The organism is Bradyrhizobium sp. SEMIA (assembly GCF_014844175.1).
In the GTDB taxonomy this organism is placed as follows: domain Bacteria; phylum Pseudomonadota; class Alphaproteobacteria; order Rhizobiales; family Xanthobacteraceae; genus Bradyrhizobium; species Bradyrhizobium arachidis.
Genome location: NZ_CP046601.1, coordinates 2,983,184 through 3,001,256, shown reverse-complemented (window position 1 = coordinate 3,001,256; position 18,073 = coordinate 2,983,184). Strand labels below are relative to the sequence as shown.

Here is an 18,073-nt window from a genome sequence, read left to right as displayed (position 1 = left end):
GTCCACACATGGCCCATCGCGACCAACCCGATTTGGCCTCTTTATGTCGGCGAGGAGGGGCACAGCAGCCGATATTTGCTCAGTCGGAGTTCTTCGCTGTTTGCCTCCTATCGGACAGAGGACCGGGCGAACCGCACGAATGGATGGTGCGACTAATACTGCACAAGACGTTCATCGAAGCCGCCATCCTTCGCCTCGTACTTTTTAATCGAACCACCATGACCAGCCTGCTACTGCTGTTTGCGATGCTCTACGCCGCGTGCGGGCTGGTACTCAGCATCGTTGTGAATGCGGTGTCGTTCACCAGCGTACAACTCGGCGGAAATGCCTTGTTTCCAGTGCTTATGTGGGGAATCTTCCCGGCCTTTTTGTCGGTCATCCTCATCGGCATTTCGGAAAGGGAAGGGAAGATGCGTAGCGGTGTGGGTGAGGAGATCGATCATTGGGAGCTGGTATTTGCGGGGTGCCCCTCGTTGATGAAATATATCTTCTGGGTCTGTTTCGTTTATGCGTGGGCGATCGGTATCGTCCTCGCCATATTGCAAACCCACGAACCGAACCTGATTTGGCGCGGCGCCTCCGCTTTTTGGATGGCGTTCTATGCGTTGGGCCTTGCGTCGGTTACAGGCGCCTATCTCCGCCGCGGCGCGCCTCAAACGCCGTGAAGGGCGATGGCTCTCATTCCTCAATGTCGGTGATCTCTCAGGTGAGCTGCCCGACCAGTCCGCAAGCGCGTTAGCAGGTCCATCGATTTTCACTTTCTTGCTCGGATGTCGGCTCTTGGGCCCGGCGCTGACTTTCGCGCAGGGCGCCCAATGTCTGCTGCCGAGCGAGAAGCGGAACTAGGTCGCGCCGGGTAACGAGGGCAGCTAATGAGACCCATAGCTGACGCCGACGGTGGCCCCGGCCGGTGCACAATTGGTCTGCTCGACTCACCATTGATCTGAGTCAATCTCCTCAGTGTCCTCCCGGTGAAATGATTTCGACTGCAGCATGCAAGTAATCGGACGGCTCCGGCGCAATCCCGCCGAAACTTTCCCGCGAGGGAGGAGGCCTCCATGGCTGACCATGCCACCGTTCCAACTGAATTCTGCCTGGCGTCGCCGGGCCCGTCGACCGCGATCACTCGCCGCTCGCTGCTTGGCGGGACCGGCATTGCGGTTGGTGCCGCCGTGCTTGCGTCTCCGCCGAGCATGCCCGGGTTCGCCCCGGCGCTGGCGCAGCCTGCGAGCGCAAACGCCCGACCGCTCGACGAGGCATTCAAACACCGGGCCTTTGAAGTCCGCGGGGTCTGTGCGAGCAACAACGAGAAAATTCCCATCGCGCCCCACCCCGCGAATGGCGACGAGGCGCGCTACAGTAACAAGATCGGCTCCGATTCACGTGGCCTGCCGCACGACAAACGCGGCGAAGTGACACAGGAGGCTTGGCAGGCTCTCTATGCCGCCTGCCAGTCGGGCGATCCCGCCGATTTCGAAAAGATCCCGCTTGGCGGCACTCGCAAGCTGGTCAATCCCTTGGGCACGCTGGCAGTCAGTCTCAGCGGCATAAACGCAACTCAGATTGGAATACCCCCGGCACCGGCTCTTGCAAGTGCGGAGCGCGGCGGCGAGGCGGTCGAGGTATATTGGCAATCCCTGCTTCGTGATGTTCCGCTTACCGAGTTGCGCGACGACACCTCCAATCGGGACGTGCTTGTAGCAACCGAGGAGATCAACAAGCTTGCCGATTTCCGAGGGCCGAAGTCTGGTGGGCGGGTCACGCCCGGCACACTGTTCCGCGCCAATGCGCTTTATTTCGACGCAGGCGACCCGAAGGGCCGCTCCGTCACGCCTCCAGGCGTTTTGAACGGTCCGCTGATCTCGCAGTTCCTGCTCAGGGACGCGCCCTATGCCTCACAGTGGATCAGTGCTCAAATTCGTACCGCGTTGCCCGCCAGCGAATTCCTGACTGACTACGAGGAGTGGCTGGCGATCCAGAATGGCGCCGCACCGAAGCGCCAGTTGCAGTTCGACGCGACACCGCGATACATCACGACAGGAAGAGATCTCGCAGAGTATATCCACACTGGTCCGGCACTCGGGTGGGCGGCAGCGCTGCTCCTCGCAACCCCAGGAGGCGGGGCAGACAAGCGCTACTCCGGGATCTATCCACCGGCAGAGCCCGTGTCCTACCCCTCGAACCCGTATCGGAAATCGAAAACCCAGGGCCCCGGTGGTGGCACCTTCGGATTGCCCTACGTGCAGGCACTGCTCGCCACGGGGATCAGTAACTCCGTCCGCGCGTCTTATTGGCAGAAGTATTTCGTGCACAGGGCTGTGAGACCGGAAGCCTACGGTGCTCTGGCGCACCATCGCCTCGCCAATGGCGTGAGCGACTACCCGCTGCATGATGATTTCCTGAAATCGGAAGCCCTCGCTCGCAGCAAGGCCAAATACGGCACTTATCTGCTGTCGCAAACCTATCCGGAGGGCGCGCCCTTCCACTCCACCTATCCCGGCGGGGCCACGAGCGTTGGGGCCGTCACGGCTACCATATTGAAGGCGTTCTTCGACGAGAGCCGCGTCATCGCCAATCCGGTGCAGCCCGATCCGGCTGACCCGACAAGGCTCGTGCCCTATGACGGCTCACCGCTCACGGTCGGCGGAGAGTTGAACAAGCTCGCGGTGAATTTCGGTTTCGGACGGAATTGGGCGGGCATCCACTGGCGTTCCGACGCCTCCGCCTCAATGGCGATCGGTGAGGAAGTGGCTATCTGCATGTTGCGGGACGAGCGCGCCACCCTTCGCGAGCCGTTCGACGGCTTCTCCTTCACGCGTTTCGACGGCAGCCGCGTGACGATCTGACAGCAGACGGGCGGCGTGCCTGCCGTGCGGCGCCGGTGCACATGAGCGGAAGCGTTTATGCTCGACGGCCTGTCGGTGATGGCCCAGCGCCTCGCCTGCGAAATTGACGTTGGCCCGAAGGCGGCCTCGTTCTGATCACGATGCGCGTTGGATTGACCTGGCCCTTAACCCGTAACAGCCCTTGATCTGGCGCAATACCCTCCAACAGCGACCATGCATTCATTCTATGGGGCAGGCTTTAATGGATAGTGGAGAACGTCCATGAAGCAGATGAGTCTGGGCAAAGTTGCAATTGCAACCTCGGCCTTCGCGTGCGCGACGTTGCTCTCGTTCAGCTGGTCTGAACAGCGCGGTGTCTCGCTGTCAGTTGAGAGCGCGCAGGCGCGGATTGGTCGCCCATTGACACCCCTTAGCGGTGCCGGCGTTGCGCGTCGCCATTACCGGCGGGCTGCGTACGGCTACGGTGCTGGTGTGGTCGGTGCTGGCTTGGCGGCCGGCGCGATTGGGACGGCCGCGATAGCGGCCACCTCACCTTATGGGTACTATCGTGGCGGCCCTCATGTAGACGCCGGGTGGGGCTACACTGGCAATTATTATGGCAGCTACTACGGCAGTCCTGGCTACTACGACGGCTACGCCAATCGCAGCTACGTCACCGGGCGGCCAACGCTGTTTCCGCGCTACTACGGCAGCAGCTATGCAGCTGGCGGCTACCCTGCCGGCAATTACGACGGCTACGCCAACCGCAGTTACGTCACCGGACGACCGACGCTGATTCCACGCTACTACGGCGGCTGGAACTGGTGAAACGAAGGCTTTTGCGTTCGGAAGCGTCGAGCGGTCGCGCCTTGACAGGTCAAGCAATTTGAATCGCTTGATTTGGATCAAGCACGAAGATCTGGAAATCTCGCATGCAGAACCAGCAACTATCACTATTGGCGAGGACACTCTCATGAAAAAGATGAGCATGTTTGGCGCAATTTTGGTGGGAGCGACGATATTGTGCGCCGCCCCGATTTCGATTCAGTGGTCGCAAGAGAAGGGGTTGTCCGTATCGTCGGACAATGCTTCCGCCCGAGTAGGAAGACCGGCAACTGCAACGAGTGTCGCTGGCGTTGCGCGGAGAGCGGATCGACGGGCGGTGCGCCGCTGCGCAACGGGAGTTACCTGCTAGAGGTGATGTCAGCTTGTGACTCCAACCGGTCGACCCGGCATGTCCGCTAGAGTCCACTCTATGGGGTGAAGCGGGCTCGATATACTCAACCAGGGCTCCTCTGATGGTGACCCTAAGCGGGCATTACCTGACGCCGCCAAGGTCGTAACCCCTGCTTCGCTTCACTGCTCCAGGCAGGGAAGCTGCGAAGCCTTGCGCCGGATCAAAGGTGATTTTCTGGACCTGCGGAGCTCGCAAAGCAGGAACGTCCATTTGCAGGGGACTGAAAAATGAAGATTGCATTCTTATCGCTGGCCCTAGTGGGCCAACCGGTCCCGATACCGGTCTCTGATAAGGTTCCGGTGCTGAATGTGGAGGCGCTGTGCAAGGCAACAGTAGACGATGCCAAAGCACAGGGACTGACTGCCGTTCAGAGTTTCTCGGACTGCATGAAGGACGAAAAGCAGGCGCAACAACAAATAAGCACTTTGTGGGCGACCAGTCCCAGTGATGTTCGCAATCGTTGCGAGGGCGGCACTACGTCGATAGGGATGCAAAGTTACGTCGAACTGCTCACGTGTTTGCAGGCCGCAATTGTCTCAGCCCACCCCGAGCTTGTCCCTCCAAGGCAAGGAATCAGGGACCGTAATAAACAGTAGCTGGATGAAGGCCTGTTATCTTGGAAAGGCCGAGTCGGGCTCTGGCCCTAAGCTGCCTTTCCTCTTATGCACCTGAACGTCGGATACCGATGGGATTAGAAGCATATGTTAGACAGTCGCTCGGCCTGAGGGCGACGAAATGCGACGGCGCGAGTTCATAACGCTTGTCGGCAGTACGATGGTGGCGTTGCCGCTCGCAGCGTTGGCCCAGAAAGCGGGACGGACCTATCGCCTGGGTTGCTTGTCTCCGCATCCTCGCGATATTCAATTTAACGTACGTTTTTTCGACCAACTACGGCGCGCTGGTTTCATTGACGGCCAAAACCTCACGATTGATTACCGCGCCTTTGCATCTCAGATCGATCTGATTTCGCAACTCGCGGCGGAGCTGGTCATAGCCCAACCCGATGTCATCTATGCTGCTGGACCCGAGGCAGTTGGCGCCGTACAGCGGGCAACCAAGAGCATTCCTATCGTTGGGATCACAGGCGATATGGTCGGGGAGGGATTGGTAAAATCGTTCGCCCGGCCCAATGGCAATATCACGGGGATCAGCATTTTTGCTCCTGAGCTTGACGGCCTGCGACAGGACATCCTGATCGAAGCCGTGCCCGGGATTCGCCGCATGGCGGCTCTCGCCGACGACCTTTGGTTCGAACGCGTGGTGCAGGGACGGTTGCGAGGCGAGGCGAAGGTTCGCGCCCTGCAAGAGGCGGCGCGCGGACGCAACGTTGAGCTTTCAATCTATCGCGTCACCAGAGCTGAGGAGATTGCAGCGACTATCGATAAGGCACAGGCATCGGGGGCCACGGCGCTGAATGTTCTTAATTCCGGGATGCTCGACGGCAATGGTCCACTGATTATGGAACGAGTTGCAGCACTGCGCCTTCCAACCATGTATCAGTGGGGAGTGCGAGCCGAGCAAGGTGGCTTTATCGGCTACGGTCCATCCTCCGATCACTTGGCAGACCTGACTGCCCGATTCGCGGCGAGCCTTTTGCGCGGCACGATGCCTGCCGATCTGCCGGTCGAACAGCCGACGAAATTCGAGCTGGTAATCAACCTCAAGACCGCTAAGGCGATGGGTGTGACGGTTCCGGAGGTTTTGTTGGCGCGCGCCGACAAGGTGATCGAGTGAGACGATGCTCCGCATGAGTCTGCTTGTGGCCCAAGCCGGACTCAGGGCAAGCACCTCCAACGCGCTGCAATCCAGGGCGGAGCGGACCTCGGACGAAGAGCAGCGCGAACTAGACGGTCGGTGGACGTTCTCGCCGCGTCCAGGTCGCCCGCTCGGCGAAGACCTGGCTGACCTCAGCCATGTGCTCGGTGCCCCACGCGCAGAGCGGCACCAGCGCTTCGGCCAGGCTGTGGCCCAGAGGCGTGAGGCTGTAGTCCACCCGCGGCGGCACTTCCTTGTAGTCGGTTCGCTTCACGAGACAATCGGACTCCAACTCCTTGAGCTGCTGGATCAGCACCTTGTCGCTGACGTCGCGCACGGATCGCCGAAGCTCGCCGTAGCGGGTCGGCCCGCCCTGCGCGAGGAAGTACAGGATCAGCGGCTTCCACTTGCCGGCGACGACCCGCAGGGTCGCGTCGAGGCCGCAGGTGAAGCCGGGCAAATTCGGCGTGCAATTCTGGACGGAAGGTGAAGTCTGCGCCGGCGGTGAGATCGGGTCTGACATTTTTGGGCACTTACCAAAAGGTGCATACTTGTCGATAGGTGGGTACGCCGCCAGCTCAGTGCAACCTCAATGAAGGGAGCACATCATGAGCAGACTACAAGGCAAGACGGCAGTGGTGACCGGCGGCGGCACCGGCATCGGGCTTGGAGCGGCAAAACGGTTCGTCGACGAAGGTGCGTTCGTCTATCTCTTCGGGCGGCGGCAGGAGCCGCTCGATGCCGCCGTTGCTCAGCTGGGGCCCTCGGCGCGCGCCGTCAGGGGCTCGGTGACTGATCTGTCCGATCTCGACCGGCTGTATGCGGCGGTGAAAGCCGAACGGGGCGGGGTCGATATTCTGTTTGCCAATGCAGGGACCGGATCGTTCGCGCCGCTCGGCGAGATCACGGTCGAGCACTACGATCAGATTTTCGACGTCAACGTGAAGGGGCTGGTGTTCACGGTGCAGAAGGCTCTGCCGCTGATGACAAAGGGGGCGTCGATCATCCTCACCGGCTCGAGTACGGGCGTGATGGGGACGCCGCAGTTCAGCATCTACAGCGCGACCAAAGCCGCGATCCGCAATCTCGCGCGCAGCTGGGCGCAGGATCTGCGCGGCACCGGCATCCGCGTCAATGTGCTGTCTCCGGGGCCGACCAAGACCGAGCTGGCGTTGGAGGTCGTCGGCGAGGAAGCGTTCGATGCGCTCGGAAACTCTACGCCGATCGGGCGTGTGGGCGATCCCTCCGAGACGGGGGCCGTGGCCGCTTTCCTCGCATCCTCGGACAGCAGCTTCATGACCGGCGGCGAGGTCTTCGTCGACGGCGGCCTGGCGCAGGTCTGAGGCCTCGTTCACCTCTCCCGCTTGCGGGAGAGGTCGGCGCGTCCCGGGCGATGCGAAGCATCGTCCCGCGCGCCGGGTGAGGGCTTTCTCCTCTTGGTGATTGTCCCATTGTGGAAACACCCCCTCCCGCAAGCGGGAGAGGGTGTGCGCCTCCGTTGTAGCAATCAACCTGATCTCATCACGCTTTAGGCTCGGGCGTGTACTCATAAATCCGCGCGTCCGCTTTTGGGCCATGAGGGGACCAAGCTCGGGCAAGTCCGGGATGCCTGATCGTGCCCCTCAGCAGACATTGGCTTTGCAGTGCCCTAAATGGGCGACCTGCGCTTCAGCTTCGGTCGCTTGATCCAAGTCAACGTCTGGCAGTGATTGGGATAAGAGGCTCTCTCGTTTCTCGATGGGAGGAGCACATGAGGAATGTGGTCGGACTGCTCCTTGTTGGGTTAGCCGTCACCCCAGCATTGGCTCAGAAAGCGAAGGAGCAAACACCCAAGCAACCTACACTTATTGAGCAAGCACGACCGGGGGTCACCTACGAGGATTGCGTCACCCGATGCGAGAAATGCGGATCGGGTCTACATACAGATTGCGTTAGGAATTTTTGCACGGGCTATCCTCACCGAAAACCGGGAGCCGAGCCATTGCCTGTGGTTTGCCCGGAGACGGATTAGGGACCGTAATAAACAGTAGCTGGATGAAGGCCTGTTATCTTGGAAAACCGAGTCCGGTTGTGGCCCTTAGCCGTCCTCGGTCTTCGACGACGTGATGTCTGCTTTCAGAGGTCGAACAGACTCGCGCTGGAATTATGAGTACACACCCTAGATCCCCAGCAGTTTTCGTGCGTTCGCCTTCAACACCTTCGGCCGGATCTCGTCCCGGATCTCGATCTTGGCAAAATCCGACAGCCAGCGGTCCGGCGTGATCACCGGCCAGTCCGAGCCGAACAGCATCTTGTCCTGCAGGATCGAGTTGATGTAGCGCACCAGGATCGGCGGGAAGTATTTCGGCGACCAGCCGGAGAGGTCGATGTAGACGTTCGGCTTGTGGGTCGCGACCGACAGCGCCTCTTCCTGCCAGGGGAAGGAGGGGTGCGCGAGGATGATCTTGAGGTCGGGGAAATCGGCCGCGACGTCGTCCATGTACATCGGGTTGGAATATTTCAGCCGCATGCCCATGCCGCCGGGCATGCCCGAGCCGACGCCGGTCTGGCCGGTGTGGAACAGCGCGATCGCGCCGCCATTGTTGATCTCTTCATAGAGCGGATAGGCCATGCGGTCGTTGGCGTAGAAGCCCTGCATGGTCGGGTGGAATTTGAAGCCGCGCACGCCGTATTCCTCGATCAGCTTGCGCGCCTCGCGCGCGCCGAGCTTGCCCTTGTGCGGGTCGATCGAGACGAAGGGGATGAGGACGTCGAGATGGTCGGAGGCGATCTCCAGCATCTCCTCGTTCTTGTAGCGACGGAAGCCGGTCTCGCGCTCGGCATCGACAGGGAAGATCACCGCGGCGATGTTCTTGGAGCGGTAGTAGGCCGCGGTCTCCGGCACGGTCGGCGGATGCTTGTGCGGCGACTTGAAGTACTCCGCCATCTGCGCCTGGAAATCGTCATAGCCGTCGTCGGGATGGGTGCCGCAGGGCTCCTCGGCATGGGTGTGGATGTCGATGGCGACGACGTCGTCGATGTTTGGCAGCTTTAGCTTTGGCATTGGTGTCCTCCCGACGGGTTGGCAAATTGATTATATGATATAACGAATTTGGCAAGGCGTTGCCGGAGGTAAAAGCGCTGCCTGCAAAAGTCTTTGCTATGCCTGACCGCGACGGGACAAGATCGGGCCGATCCGGCCGTTTCTACTGTGCATGGGGTTGTTTTCAAGAATTTGCTGGCCCGGAACCGGGCAGTTAACATTGACATGACCTCCCGCCATGCCTTAAGAACCGCCCCGTCCCGGGCGGTCGGTCCGCCGGCGGGAAAAATCTCATTTTGCCACATTCGCGCGTGCCGAAACGGTAGTGCCGAACACGGCCTTTCGAACGTTCAGGATTCTGCCATGAAGGTCCGTAACTCGCTGAAGTCGCTGCGCGGTCGCCATCGCGCCAACCGCCTGGTCCGCCGCAAGGGCCGGGTCTATGTGATCAACAAGGTGCAGCGCCGCTTCAAGGCTCGCCAGGGCTGATATTGCCCTCGCGGTCGCCTTTCGCGCGCTCCCGCAAGACCACGGTCTCACACGAGTTTGACGCCGCCCCTGCTATGCAAGGGCGGCTTTGCGCGTTTAGACTTTGATGATGGCTGTGAGATTCCCTTTCGCGCGCACCCTCTCCATGGTGCTTGGTCTGGCCCTTGTGCTGGGAACCGCCGGGCTGGCTCCGGCCCTGGCGCAACAGGTTGAGCCGCCGCCTCCGCCCGGCAAGCAGAAGAAGCTTCCCGAGGCCCCGTCCAAGCTGCCCAAGGTCGATCGCAGCAAGAATCTCGATTTCCTGTTCGGCGCGCTGAAGGCTGCGCCTGACGAAGCCAGCGCCAAGCATGTCGAGGCGCGGATCTGGGCGATCTGGATCCAGACCCCGAGCGACACCGCGGCGCTGCTGATGTCGCGGGCCAAGACCGCGGTCGAGGCGCAGAAGATCGACATCGCGATCAAGCTGCTGGATTCGGTCATCAAGCTCAGGCCTGACTATATCGAAGCCTGGAACCGGCGCGCCACGCTCCACTACATGCAGAACGACTACGGCCGTTCGCTCGCCGACATCCGCGAGGTGCTGATCCGCGAGCCCCGCCATTTCGGCGCGCTCGCAGGGCTCGGCATGATCATGCAGGAGGTCGGCGACGAGAAGCGCGCGCTCGAGGCCTACCGCAAGGCGCTCGCCGTCAATCCGCACCTCGAGAAGATCCCCGAGCAGGTCAAGGCGCTGACCGAGAAGGTCGAAGGCCGCGATATTTAGCCGACAAGTCGATCAGTTCTTGAGCAGGTGCGGCGGCGGTGGATTAACCACGATAAGACGCACCGAGTGGCGAGGGGTATTGGCGCCACGGCCGCGGGCTTACCTTCATGGCAGGAGCACAGCCATGAAGCGTTTGATCCTTGCAGGTACATTGCTGCTGGCGTCGGGGACGGTGAGTCTCGCCGACGGGTTGTTCTGGGTGGTCGGCAACCGCGCCACTGGCAAGTGCAACATCGTGACCAGCAATCCCGTGATCGACGGTGACATCTGGTTCGGCGATGGTCCCTACAAGTCCAGGGACGACGCCAAGCTTGCCCGCTCGACCATCCGCGCCTGCCCTGCCGTCACCCCGGACGAGGAAAAGGACGAGGACAGCACCAACTAGGCCGACCGCGTCCCTAGTGCAGGACGCTGCCGCCGCGCTCCGTCAGGCCCTGATCGGCTGCCGCGGCGTAGGCCCTTGCCAGCTCCGCCTCGAGATGCTCGTTGATCAGGAGCAGCGCCCGCACGGCACCGCGCAGATCGCCATTGCAGCTCGCCACGATCTCGTCGATCGCAGTGTCGTTCGATCTGAAGCTCATCGAAAATTCTCCGGTTCAAACCAGGACATATCCTGCCGGCCGTTCCTCGCATCCCCTGAGGCTGCGAGGAGGATCGGCGCCCACCCGGGTCTTAATGGCGGAACCGACCATGGCGATTATATGGAAGGCGCGATGACGACTGCATGAAGCTGGTCCGAGGCTTGTGTGTCACGGGGGAATGGCGTTGATTTTGCTCGATTTTTTGGTTCGGCAATTATGCACATATCCACAGCCCCTCAATTGCGGTGGAAGCGCTGACGCGCTCCGGGCGAAACTGCTGCGTGCAAGACCCGTAATTACCCTGTGCCCTGGACCGTCCGGATTCTCCCCATGATCGTGATGTCAGTCGTGACGGCGCTGGTCCTGCTGGCGCTGGTCACGCAGGCCGGAATCGTGGCCGTGCAGCGCGCCTTTCCGCCGCAAGGCCGGATGATCGAGGTCGAGGGCGCAACGCTCCACGTCGTCGACATTGGTCCGCGCGAGGCCGGCCTGCCGATCGTGATGCTGCACGGCGCGAGCTCCAATCTCGAAGCGATGCGGCGTCCGCTCGGCGACATGCTCGCCAGGGAGCATCGCGTCATCCTGATCGACCGTCCCGGCCATGGCTGGAGCACGCGCGCGCGGCGGCAGGATTCGACGCCGGAGATCCAGGCGCGGATGATCGACGAGGTGCTTGGCAAGCTTGGGATCGAACGCGCGGTGTTCGTCGTGCATTCCTGGAGCGGGGCGCTTGGCGCGCGGATCGCGCTCGATCATCCGTCCCGCGTCGCCGGCCTCGTGATGCTCGCGCCGGTGACCATCCCTGGCGCGGCGGGGTCGGCCGCTACAACGAGATCATCGCAACGCCCGTGATCGGTCCGCTGCTCGCCTACACCATCACGCTGCCGCTCGGTTATTTTCTCGCCGAACCCGGCGCGCGCAACGTGTTCCTGCCGCAGATGATGCCGGATGGTTTCGTGCAGGACTCCGCAACGCCGCTACTGCTGCGCCCGCGCGAATTCATCGCCAATGCCTATGATCTGGTGACGCTGAAAGAGGCGGTGATTGCGCAAGCTCCACGCTATGGCGACATCAAAGCACCGGTCACCATCATCGCCGGCGAGCCGGACAAGACGGTGAAGACCAGCATCCACGCGCGCCCGTTCGCCGCGACGGTGCCGAACGCAAAGCTGATCGTGCTGCCCGATCTCGGCCACATGGTGCAGAACGCGGTGCCGGATCTGGTGAAGACGGAGATCGAGGCGATGATCGGGAGAATCGTCCCGGCGCAGGCGGCCGCCGACTAGAGCGTTTTCGAGCGGAGTGGATACCGGTCCGCGTGGAGAAAACGCGTCAAAGCGAAAAGCCGGAGCTTCGGGTCTGATTCAATCAGAACCGAAGCCTTAGCGGCCGCCGCTTGCAAGCTTACTGCTTGATCTTCCCGTCCTTGTCGAACTGCGAGACGAAGGCCCAGAGATTGTTGATCTCGTTCTCGTTCTTGATGCCGGCGAACGCCATCTTGGTGCCAGGGATCTTGGCCTTGGGGTCCTTGATGTATTCCTTGAACGTGGCTTCGTCCCAGGTGATGCCGGAATTCTTGTTCGCGTCCGAATAGCTGTAATCCGGCGCGGTGCCGGACTTGCGGCCGTTGAGGCCGTTGAGCTCGGGGCCGACCTTGTTCTTGGCGCCTTCGCCGATCGCGTGGCAGGCCAGGCATTTGTTGAATGACGATTTGCCGGCCGCGACATCCTGCGCCATCGCGGCGGGTGCGGCGGCGGTCACGGTGAGGATCATCAGTGCGCCAAAAGTCAGTTTTGTCATCGGGTGCTCTTCGTCTCTTCCCTGGTGGGTTTGGCCTGTTCAGTCTCTTGCCTGGTCGGCAGTCGTCGAACCCGCCGGTTTTGGCAGGCCCGCCCGGCTTGGACAAGCTTTGAAACCATGACAGGTTTCATGGCTGCCTACTTGTCCCAGAGCGAACTCGCAGGAGATCGCGGCTCCGACTTTCGGATGGCCTACCCAAACCCTCGCGGACGTGATTGATTTGGCGTGATAAATTGATCGTGCGGCGTGAGCCGGAAGGATATGCCATGAGGGATTTGACATGGCCATCATGATGCCTGCGAGCGACCAGGCGGTGCTTGCGCGCCGCGCTGAGATCGTGGCTGCATTGCGCGCAATCGTGCCTGGCGAGGGCGTGATCGATACGCCTGCCGAGATGCGGGCCTACGAATCCGACGGGCTGACTGCCTACCGGCAGCCGCCGATGGTGGTGGTGCTGCCCGATACCACCGAACAGGTCTCGCTGGTCCTGAAATATTGTGCCGGGCAGGGCATCAAGGTGGTGCCGCGCGGCTCGGGCACATCGCTGTCAGGCGGCGCGCTGCCGCTTGAGGACGGCGTGCTGCTGGGCCTTGGCAAGTTCAAGCGCATCCGCGAGATCGATTTCGACAACCGCGTGGTCGTCACCGAACCCGGCGTCACCAATCTCGCGATCAGCCAGGCGGTCGCGCATGCCGGCTTCTATTACGCGCCCGATCCGTCCTCGCAGATCGCCTGCTCGATTGGCGGCAATGTCGCGGAAAATTCCGGCGGCGTGCACTGCCTGAAATACGGCATGACCACCAACAACGTTCTCGGCTGCGAGATCGTGCTGATGAGCGGCGAGATCCTGCGCATCGGTGGCAAGGGGTGCGAGAATTCCGGTTACGATCTGATGGGCGTCATCACCGGCTCGGAAGGCCTGCTCGGCGTCATCACCGAGATCACGGTGCGCATCCTGCAGAAGCCGGAAACGGCGCGCGCGCTGATGGTCGGCTTTGCGCAGGTCGAGGCGGCCGGCGAATGCGTCGCGCGCATCATCGGCGCCGGCATCATTCCCGGCGGCATGGAGATGATGGACAAGCCGGCGATCCACGCCGCGGAGGCCTTTGTCCATGCCGGCTATCCGCTCGATGTCGAAGCGCTGCTGATCATCGAGCTCGACGGTCCCAAGATCGAGGTCGACGAGCTGATCACGCGCGTCGAGCCATCGCCAATGCTTGCGGCTCCACCACCTGCCAGATCTCGACCTCGGAGGCCGAGCGCAATTTGTTCTGGGCCGGCCGCAAGGCCGCCTTTCCCGCCGTCGGCCGCATCTCGCCCGACTATCTCTGCATGGACGGCACCATCCCCCGCGGCGCGCTGCCGAAGGCGCTGGCGCGCATCCGCGAGCTCGGTGAAAAGTACCAGCTCGGCTGCGCCAACGTGTTCCACGCCGGCGACGGCAATCTGCATCCGCTGATCCTCTACGATGCCAACAAGCCCGGCGAGATCGAGCGCGCCGAAGCCTTCGGCGCCGACATCCTGCGCGCCTGCGTCGAGTTCGGCGGCGTGCTCACCGGCGAGCACGGCGTCGGCATCGAGAAGCGCGACCTGATGCCGGACATGTTCACCGAGATCGACCTCAACCAGCAGCAGCGGCTGAAATGCGCCTTCGACGCGCAGGGCCTGCTCAATCCCGGAAAAGTGTTTCCGACCCTGCATCGCTGCGCCGAGCTCGGCCGCATGCATGTCCATGCCGGCAAGCTGGCCTTTCCGGACATTCCGCGGTTCTGAGCGGTCGTGCGGAGGGAAGGGGCCATGCAAGCCCTTCCCTCCGCAAGCCACTCACAGCAGCCCGTATTGCGCCCGCTCGCGCTTCGCCAGCAGCGGCAGCGCTTCGCCAGCGATGCAGGTCTTGAAATGCGCGCTCTCCTGGTGCGCCTTGAACGCGGCCTCGTCGCGGAACAGCTCGTAGAACAGGAACTGCGCCGGATTGTCCGTGGCCCGCGAGATCAGGAACAGCTTGACGCCGTCCTCGCGCTGCGCCTCGGGAAGGAAGCGGTCGAGGATCCCTGCGACCTTGTCGGCCTCGCCGGGCTTGGCCTCCCATTGCGCGACGACGAGCAGGCCGCCGCCATCGACGGCCTCGCTCAGGGATTTCTGCGTGGCATAGTGGTTCATGGCTCTCCTCCTTGCTGTTCGCCTTCAGTCTTGATCGCGATCGGTGTGCGAGCTTGTAGCGAGGGCCCGGACCGGCTTGGTTCGCCGGCCATCGAAGTGTCGATGTCGTGAACGCTTCGCATGATCGCAGCGTTGCGGTGGCCCGGCGCAGGATCACGAGCGCGCCGGCAATGGTCGCCGGCGTCACGCCGCATTTGATTTTGACGGCGAATTTCGCTACCGCCTTTTCCCGTGGACACGCTCAGGGTCAGAGACGCCAAAGACGTCGAAGAGGTGGTACGCGCGGCGATTGCCAATGAGCAGCCGCTCGAGATCATCGGTCATGGCAGCAAGCGCAGCATCGGGCACACCATGGCGACCAATGCCGTGCTCGACGTCTCCGCGCTCAATGCCGTCACCTCCTATGAGCCGAACGAGCTGATCGTCACGCTCCAGGCCGGCGCGCCGCTTAACGACGTGCTGTCGCTGATCGATGCCAAGAACCAGCAATTCGCCTTCGAGCCAATGAACACGGCGCCGCTGCTCGGCACGCCGGCGGTCGGGACCATCGGCGGCATGATCGCGGCAGGGCTCGCCGGTCCGCGCCGCATCAGGGCGGGCGGGGCCCGCGACCATCTGCTCGGGGCGCATGCCGTCTCCGGTTTCGGCGACAGCTTCAAGACCGGCGGCAAGGTGGTGAAGAACGTCACCGGCTACGACCTCTGCAAGCTGCTCGCGGGGTCCTGGGGCACGCTGTCGGTGATGACTGAAGTTACGCTGAAGGTGATGCCCAAGCCCGAGGCCGAGCGCACCCTGCTGCTGCGCGGGCTGGAGGATGCCGCCGCCAACAAGGCGATGACCGCGGCGCTCGGCTCGCCCTTCGACGTTTCAGCAGCCGCGCATCTGCCGAAATCGGCGTTCCGCGCCAAGACCGAGGGGCTCGGCGATATCGCCGGCCAGGGCGAGGCACTGACCGTGCTGCGGCTCGAGGGCATCACGTCCTCCGCCGCCCACCGCGCCGGCTCGCTGCGCGAATTGCTGGCGCCGTTCGGAACCGCGACGCTGATCGAGGACACGGCGTCTGCCGCGCTGTGGGCCGCCATCCGCGACGTGCTGCCGTTCGCGACCGGCCGACGTGATCTATGATTGGGGCGGCGGCCTGATCTGGGCGGCGCTGCCGCCGAAGGCCGACGCGCATGCGCCGATCGTGCGCCAGCGCGTGGACGCCTTTGGCGGACACGCCACGCTGATCCGGGCGGCCGAGAATGTCAGGCGCGATGTCGACGTGTTCCATCCGCAGGCGCCCGGCGTTGCGGCCCTGAGCGAGCGGGTGCGCGCCAGCTTCGATCCGAAGACCATTTTGAACCGGGGACGCCTGAGGCGGGGCGCTGCGGCATGAAGACCGAATTCTCACTGGCGCAGCTCGCCGACCCCGACATCGCGGAGGCCGACAAGATCCTGCGCGCCTGCGTCCATTGCGGCTTCTGCACCGCAACCTGTCCGACCTATGTGCTGCTCGGCGACGAGCTCGATAGCCCGCGCGGCCGCATCTACCTGATCAAGGAGATGCTGGAGAAGGACCAGGCGCCGACCGCCGAGGTGGTCAAGCATGTCGATCGCTGCCTGTCGTGCCTGGCCTGCATGACGACCTGTCCTTCCGGGGTGAACTACATGCACCTCGTCGACCAGGCCCGGGTCAGGATCGAGCAGCGCTATGAGCGCCCCCTGGCCGAGCGGCTGCTGCGCCAGGTGCTGGCCTTCGTCCTGCCGGATCCGCAGCGCTTCCGCATCAGCATGTGGCTGGCGCGGCTCGCGCGCCCGCTCGCCGTATTCCTGCCGACGCCGCGGCCGTCGGCGACGCCCGGCCTGATCCAGCGCCTCAAGGCGATGCTGGCGCTGGCGCCGAACCGGCTGCCGTCACCGGGGCCTGCTGCCGGTAGCGTGTTCGCGGCCCTCGGCAAGAAGCGCGGCCGCGTCGCGCTGCTCCAGGGCTGTGCCCAGCAGGTGCTGGCGCCGCGCATCAACCAGGCCGCCATCAGCCTGCTCACCCGCCACGGCATCGAGGTCGTGCTGGTCCGGGACGAGCAGTGCTGCGGTGCGCTGACCCATCACCTCGGCAACGACCACGATGCGTTGGCGCGGGCCCGCGCCAACGTCACGGCGTGGCAAAAGGAAGCGGCTGGCGAGGGGCTCGACGCCATCCTGGTGACGACCTCCGGCTGCGGCACCGTGATCAAGGACTACGGCTATCTGCTGCGCGAGGACACGGCGTTCGCGGCCGATGCGGCCAAGGTGTCCGCGCTCGCCAAGGACATCACCGAATACGTCGCCGGCCTCGGATTGGAATCGACTGCACGGCAAGACAACATCGTCGTCGCTTATCACTCCGCATGTTCGCTGCAGCACGGGCAGAAAATTACCGGCCTTCCGAAAGAATTGCTTTCCAAGAATGGATTCGTGGTGAAAGATGTCCCTGAGAGCCATTTGTGTTGCGGCTCGGCGGGGACCTACAACATTCTCCAGCCCGAGCTTGCGGGCAGGTTGCGCGATCGCAAGGTCGCCAACATCGCAAGCGTCAAGCCGGACATGATTGCCGCGGGCAATATCGGCTGCATGGTGCAGATTGCCAGTGGCACGTCAGTTCCGGTCGTACACACGATTGAGCTTCTCGATTGGGCTACGGGCGGGTCGCGGCCGGCATTGAACGCGCAGGTTTGAGCTTTCAAGGGCTGAGCTTTCGTCCGCAGGTGACGGCAGAACGACGCCCGATCGACCATTGTTCGGCGGCAACAGGAGGACCACGATGGCGAAAGCGAAGAAGAAGAAAAGCAAGAAGGCCAAAAAGGCCAAGAAGGTTGTAGCGGCGAAGAAGACCGCGAGGAAAGCAGCCAAGAAGTCCGCGAAGAAGTCTGCCAAGAAAGCCAAGAAGTCGGCCAAGAAAGCTGCGAAGAAGGCCGCGCCGAAGAAAGCTGCGAAGTCGGCCAAGAAGGCTGTGAAGCAGGCTGCGCCGAAGAAGGCTGCGAAGAAAGCAGCACCGAAGAAAGCGAAGGCAGCTCCCGCGCCAAAGCCGTCAGCGCCGGTGGTGGCGCCGGCTCCGGCTCCCGAGCCCGCCGCCGAGACGAGCTGGGCGATGCCTTCGTCTTCTGCGGAGCCGACGCCGGCCGACGGGCAAGGCTAGGCCGCAAGGCTGGCGTTGGGCTTGGTCCCAAGGTTCGGCGAAAGATTGGGGCCGCCCCAACGGCAACGAGCGACAACAGCAAAGGCCGCGGCAGTGATGCTGCGGCCTTTTTGCATCGTCATGCTGGTCGGGGCGGCGGTCGTTCTCGCCGTCAGCTTGATTCGTGGCGCAGACATCACTGCAGCTCGGTTCTCCGTAGTAACCCGGACCGCTCAATGCACTTTGGAATGCAAATAATGTGATCGAGAAGACACACAGCCTGACAACCTTTCGTGGAATCGCCA

At 62.7% G+C, this 18,073-nt stretch carries 16 protein-coding genes and 3 pseudogenes; 14 read left to right on the top strand and 5 right to left on the bottom strand.

Features of this window, described 5'->3' with window-relative positions:
- Positions 1 to 8 precede the first annotated feature (8 nt).
- The 5 genes from FOM02_RS14690 (at position 9) to FOM02_RS14670 (ending at position 5,796) form a co-directional block, all read left to right on the top strand.
- On the top strand, positions 9 to 665 hold the full coding sequence (locus FOM02_RS14690; protein ID WP_141263232.1) for a hypothetical protein: 657 nt from the start codon (positions 9 to 11) through the stop codon (positions 663 to 665).
- A gap of 393 nt (positions 666 to 1,058) precedes the next feature.
- Positions 1,059 to 2,846 carry a vanadium-dependent haloperoxidase gene (locus FOM02_RS14685; protein WP_027563128.1) on the top strand — a complete coding sequence of 596 codons (1,788 nt, stop codon included), beginning with the start codon at positions 1,059 to 1,061 and terminating at the stop codon, positions 2,844 to 2,846.
- A gap of 261 nt (positions 2,847 to 3,107) precedes the next feature.
- On the top strand, positions 3,108 to 3,653 hold the full coding sequence (locus FOM02_RS14680) for a hypothetical protein (protein WP_265441849.1): 546 nt from the start codon (positions 3,108 to 3,110) through the stop codon (positions 3,651 to 3,653).
- Between the two features lie 636 nt (positions 3,654 to 4,289).
- Positions 4,290 to 4,658: a hypothetical protein gene (locus tag FOM02_RS14675; protein ID WP_027563126.1), complete on the top strand. Its 369-nt coding sequence runs from the start codon at positions 4,290 to 4,292 to the stop codon at positions 4,656 to 4,658.
- Positions 4,659 to 4,797: 139 nt separating this feature from the next.
- Positions 4,798 to 5,796 carry an ABC transporter substrate-binding protein gene (locus tag FOM02_RS14670; RefSeq protein WP_027563125.1) on the top strand — a complete coding sequence of 333 codons (999 nt, stop codon included), beginning with the start codon at positions 4,798 to 4,800 and terminating at the stop codon, positions 5,794 to 5,796.
- A gap of 109 nt (positions 5,797 to 5,905) precedes the next feature.
- On the opposite strand, the gene FOM02_RS14665 is transcribed toward FOM02_RS14670, so the two are convergent.
- Positions 5,906 to 6,340: a winged helix-turn-helix transcriptional regulator gene (locus tag FOM02_RS14665; RefSeq protein ID WP_027563124.1), complete on the bottom strand. Its 435-nt coding sequence runs from the start codon at positions 6,338 to 6,340 to the stop codon at positions 5,906 to 5,908.
- Between the two features lie 85 nt (positions 6,341 to 6,425).
- Here FOM02_RS14665 and FOM02_RS14660 point away from each other — a divergent pair, with 85 nt between their 5' ends.
- Positions 6,426 to 7,160 carry an SDR family NAD(P)-dependent oxidoreductase gene (locus tag FOM02_RS14660; protein WP_027563123.1) on the top strand — a complete coding sequence of 245 codons (735 nt, stop codon included), beginning with the start codon at positions 6,426 to 6,428 and terminating at the stop codon, positions 7,158 to 7,160.
- An 815-nt stretch (positions 7,161 to 7,975) separates the two neighbouring features.
- On the opposite strand, the gene FOM02_RS14655 is transcribed toward FOM02_RS14660, so the two are convergent.
- The gene (locus FOM02_RS14655; protein WP_027563122.1) at positions 7,976 to 8,860 is read right to left on the bottom strand and encodes an amidohydrolase family protein; all 885 of its coding nucleotides are present in this window, start codon (positions 8,858 to 8,860) and stop codon (positions 7,976 to 7,978) included.
- Between the two features lie 342 nt (positions 8,861 to 9,202).
- On the opposite strand from FOM02_RS14655, the gene ykgO reads away from it, so the two are divergent.
- The 3 genes from ykgO to FOM02_RS14640 all read left to right on the top strand — a co-directional run bounded on the left by ykgO (position 9,203) and on the right by FOM02_RS14640 (position 10,476).
- Complete coding sequence (gene ykgO / locus FOM02_RS14650) at positions 9,203 to 9,328, top strand: type B 50S ribosomal protein L36 (protein ID WP_006611362.1); 126 nt, start codon at positions 9,203 to 9,205, stop codon at positions 9,326 to 9,328.
- 109 nt (positions 9,329 to 9,437) lie between these two features.
- Entirely contained in the window at positions 9,438 to 10,091 is a 654-nt protein-coding gene (locus FOM02_RS14645) for a tetratricopeptide repeat protein (protein ID WP_027563121.1), read from the top strand.
- Positions 10,092 to 10,215: 124 nt separating this feature from the next.
- Positions 10,216 to 10,476, top strand: a complete 261-nt coding sequence (locus tag FOM02_RS14640; protein WP_027563120.1) for a hypothetical protein — start codon at positions 10,216 to 10,218, stop codon at positions 10,474 to 10,476.
- Positions 10,477 to 10,489: 13 nt separating this feature from the next.
- Here FOM02_RS14640 and FOM02_RS14635 read toward each other — a convergent pair whose 3' ends face one another.
- Positions 10,490 to 10,672, bottom strand: a complete 183-nt coding sequence (locus FOM02_RS14635) for a hypothetical protein (protein WP_265441848.1) — start codon at positions 10,670 to 10,672, stop codon at positions 10,490 to 10,492.
- A 330-nt stretch (positions 10,673 to 11,002) separates the two neighbouring features.
- On the opposite strand from FOM02_RS14635, the pseudogene FOM02_RS14630 reads away from it, so the two are divergent.
- Positions 11,003 to 11,958: pseudogene (locus FOM02_RS14630) on the top strand (alpha/beta fold hydrolase).
- Positions 11,959 to 12,076: 118 nt separating this feature from the next.
- Here FOM02_RS14630 and cycA read toward each other — a convergent pair.
- Positions 12,077 to 12,472 (bottom strand): cytochrome c-550 CycA, encoded by a 396-nt coding sequence (cycA, locus tag FOM02_RS14625; RefSeq protein WP_027563117.1) that lies wholly within the window; start codon positions 12,470 to 12,472, stop codon positions 12,077 to 12,079.
- 280 nt (positions 12,473 to 12,752) lie between these two features.
- On the opposite strand from cycA, the pseudogene FOM02_RS14620 reads away from it, so the two are divergent.
- Positions 12,753 to 14,245 (top strand): annotated as a pseudogene (locus tag FOM02_RS14620) (FAD-linked oxidase C-terminal domain-containing protein).
- Positions 14,246 to 14,296: 51 nt separating this feature from the next.
- Here the strand turns inward: FOM02_RS14620 and FOM02_RS14615 are convergent.
- A complete protein-coding gene (locus tag FOM02_RS14615) occupies positions 14,297 to 14,632 on the bottom strand; it encodes a putative quinol monooxygenase (protein ID WP_027563115.1) in 336 nt (111 codons plus the stop codon).
- Between the two features lie 231 nt (positions 14,633 to 14,863).
- Here FOM02_RS14615 and FOM02_RS14610 point away from each other — a divergent pair.
- The 3 genes and pseudogenes from FOM02_RS14610 (at position 14,864) to FOM02_RS14600 (ending at position 17,789) form a co-directional block, all read left to right on the top strand.
- A pseudogene (locus FOM02_RS14610) lies at positions 14,864 to 16,010 on the top strand (FAD-binding protein).
- On the top strand, positions 16,007 to 17,329 hold the full coding sequence (gene glcF, locus FOM02_RS14605) for a glycolate oxidase subunit GlcF (protein WP_027563113.1): 1,323 nt from the start codon (positions 16,007 to 16,009) through the stop codon (positions 17,327 to 17,329). Before FOM02_RS14610 ends, glcF begins: the two are co-directional and overlap by 4 nt.
- 85 nt (positions 17,330 to 17,414) lie before the next feature.
- The gene (locus tag FOM02_RS14600; RefSeq protein ID WP_027563112.1) at positions 17,415 to 17,789 is read left to right on the top strand and encodes a hypothetical protein; all 375 of its coding nucleotides are present in this window, start codon (positions 17,415 to 17,417) and stop codon (positions 17,787 to 17,789) included.
- Positions 17,790 to 18,073 lie beyond the last annotated feature (284 nt).

Coding starts and splice junctions, on each gene's coding strand:
- FOM02_RS14690 (WP_141263232.1), top strand. CDS start 9: ATGGCCCATCGCGACCAACCCGATTTGGCCTCTTTATGTCGGCGAGGA.
- FOM02_RS14685 (WP_027563128.1), top strand. CDS start 1,059: ATGGCTGACCATGCCACCGTTCCAACTGAATTCTGCCTGGCGTCGCCG.
- FOM02_RS14680 (WP_265441849.1), top strand. CDS start 3,108: ATGAAGCAGATGAGTCTGGGCAAAGTTGCAATTGCAACCTCGGCCTTC.
- FOM02_RS14675 (WP_027563126.1), top strand. CDS start 4,290: ATGAAGATTGCATTCTTATCGCTGGCCCTAGTGGGCCAACCGGTCCCG.
- FOM02_RS14670 (WP_027563125.1), top strand. CDS start 4,798: ATGCGACGGCGCGAGTTCATAACGCTTGTCGGCAGTACGATGGTGGCG.
- FOM02_RS14665 (WP_027563124.1), bottom strand. CDS start 6,340: ATGTCAGACCCGATCTCACCGCCGGCGCAGACTTCACCTTCCGTCCAG.
- FOM02_RS14660 (WP_027563123.1), top strand. CDS start 6,426: ATGAGCAGACTACAAGGCAAGACGGCAGTGGTGACCGGCGGCGGCACC.
- FOM02_RS14655 (WP_027563122.1), bottom strand. CDS start 8,860: ATGCCAAAGCTAAAGCTGCCAAACATCGACGACGTCGTCGCCATCGAC.
- ykgO (WP_006611362.1), top strand. CDS start 9,203: ATGAAGGTCCGTAACTCGCTGAAGTCGCTGCGCGGTCGCCATCGCGCC.
- FOM02_RS14645 (WP_027563121.1), top strand. CDS start 9,438: ATGGCTGTGAGATTCCCTTTCGCGCGCACCCTCTCCATGGTGCTTGGT.
- FOM02_RS14640 (WP_027563120.1), top strand. CDS start 10,216: ATGAAGCGTTTGATCCTTGCAGGTACATTGCTGCTGGCGTCGGGGACG.
- FOM02_RS14635 (WP_265441848.1), bottom strand. CDS start 10,672: ATGAGCTTCAGATCGAACGACACTGCGATCGACGAGATCGTGGCGAGC.
- cycA (WP_027563117.1), bottom strand. CDS start 12,472: ATGACAAAACTGACTTTTGGCGCACTGATGATCCTCACCGTGACCGCC.
- FOM02_RS14615 (WP_027563115.1), bottom strand. CDS start 14,632: ATGAACCACTATGCCACGCAGAAATCCCTGAGCGAGGCCGTCGATGGC.
- glcF (WP_027563113.1), top strand. CDS start 16,007: ATGAAGACCGAATTCTCACTGGCGCAGCTCGCCGACCCCGACATCGCG.
- FOM02_RS14600 (WP_027563112.1), top strand. CDS start 17,415: ATGGCGAAAGCGAAGAAGAAGAAAAGCAAGAAGGCCAAAAAGGCCAAG.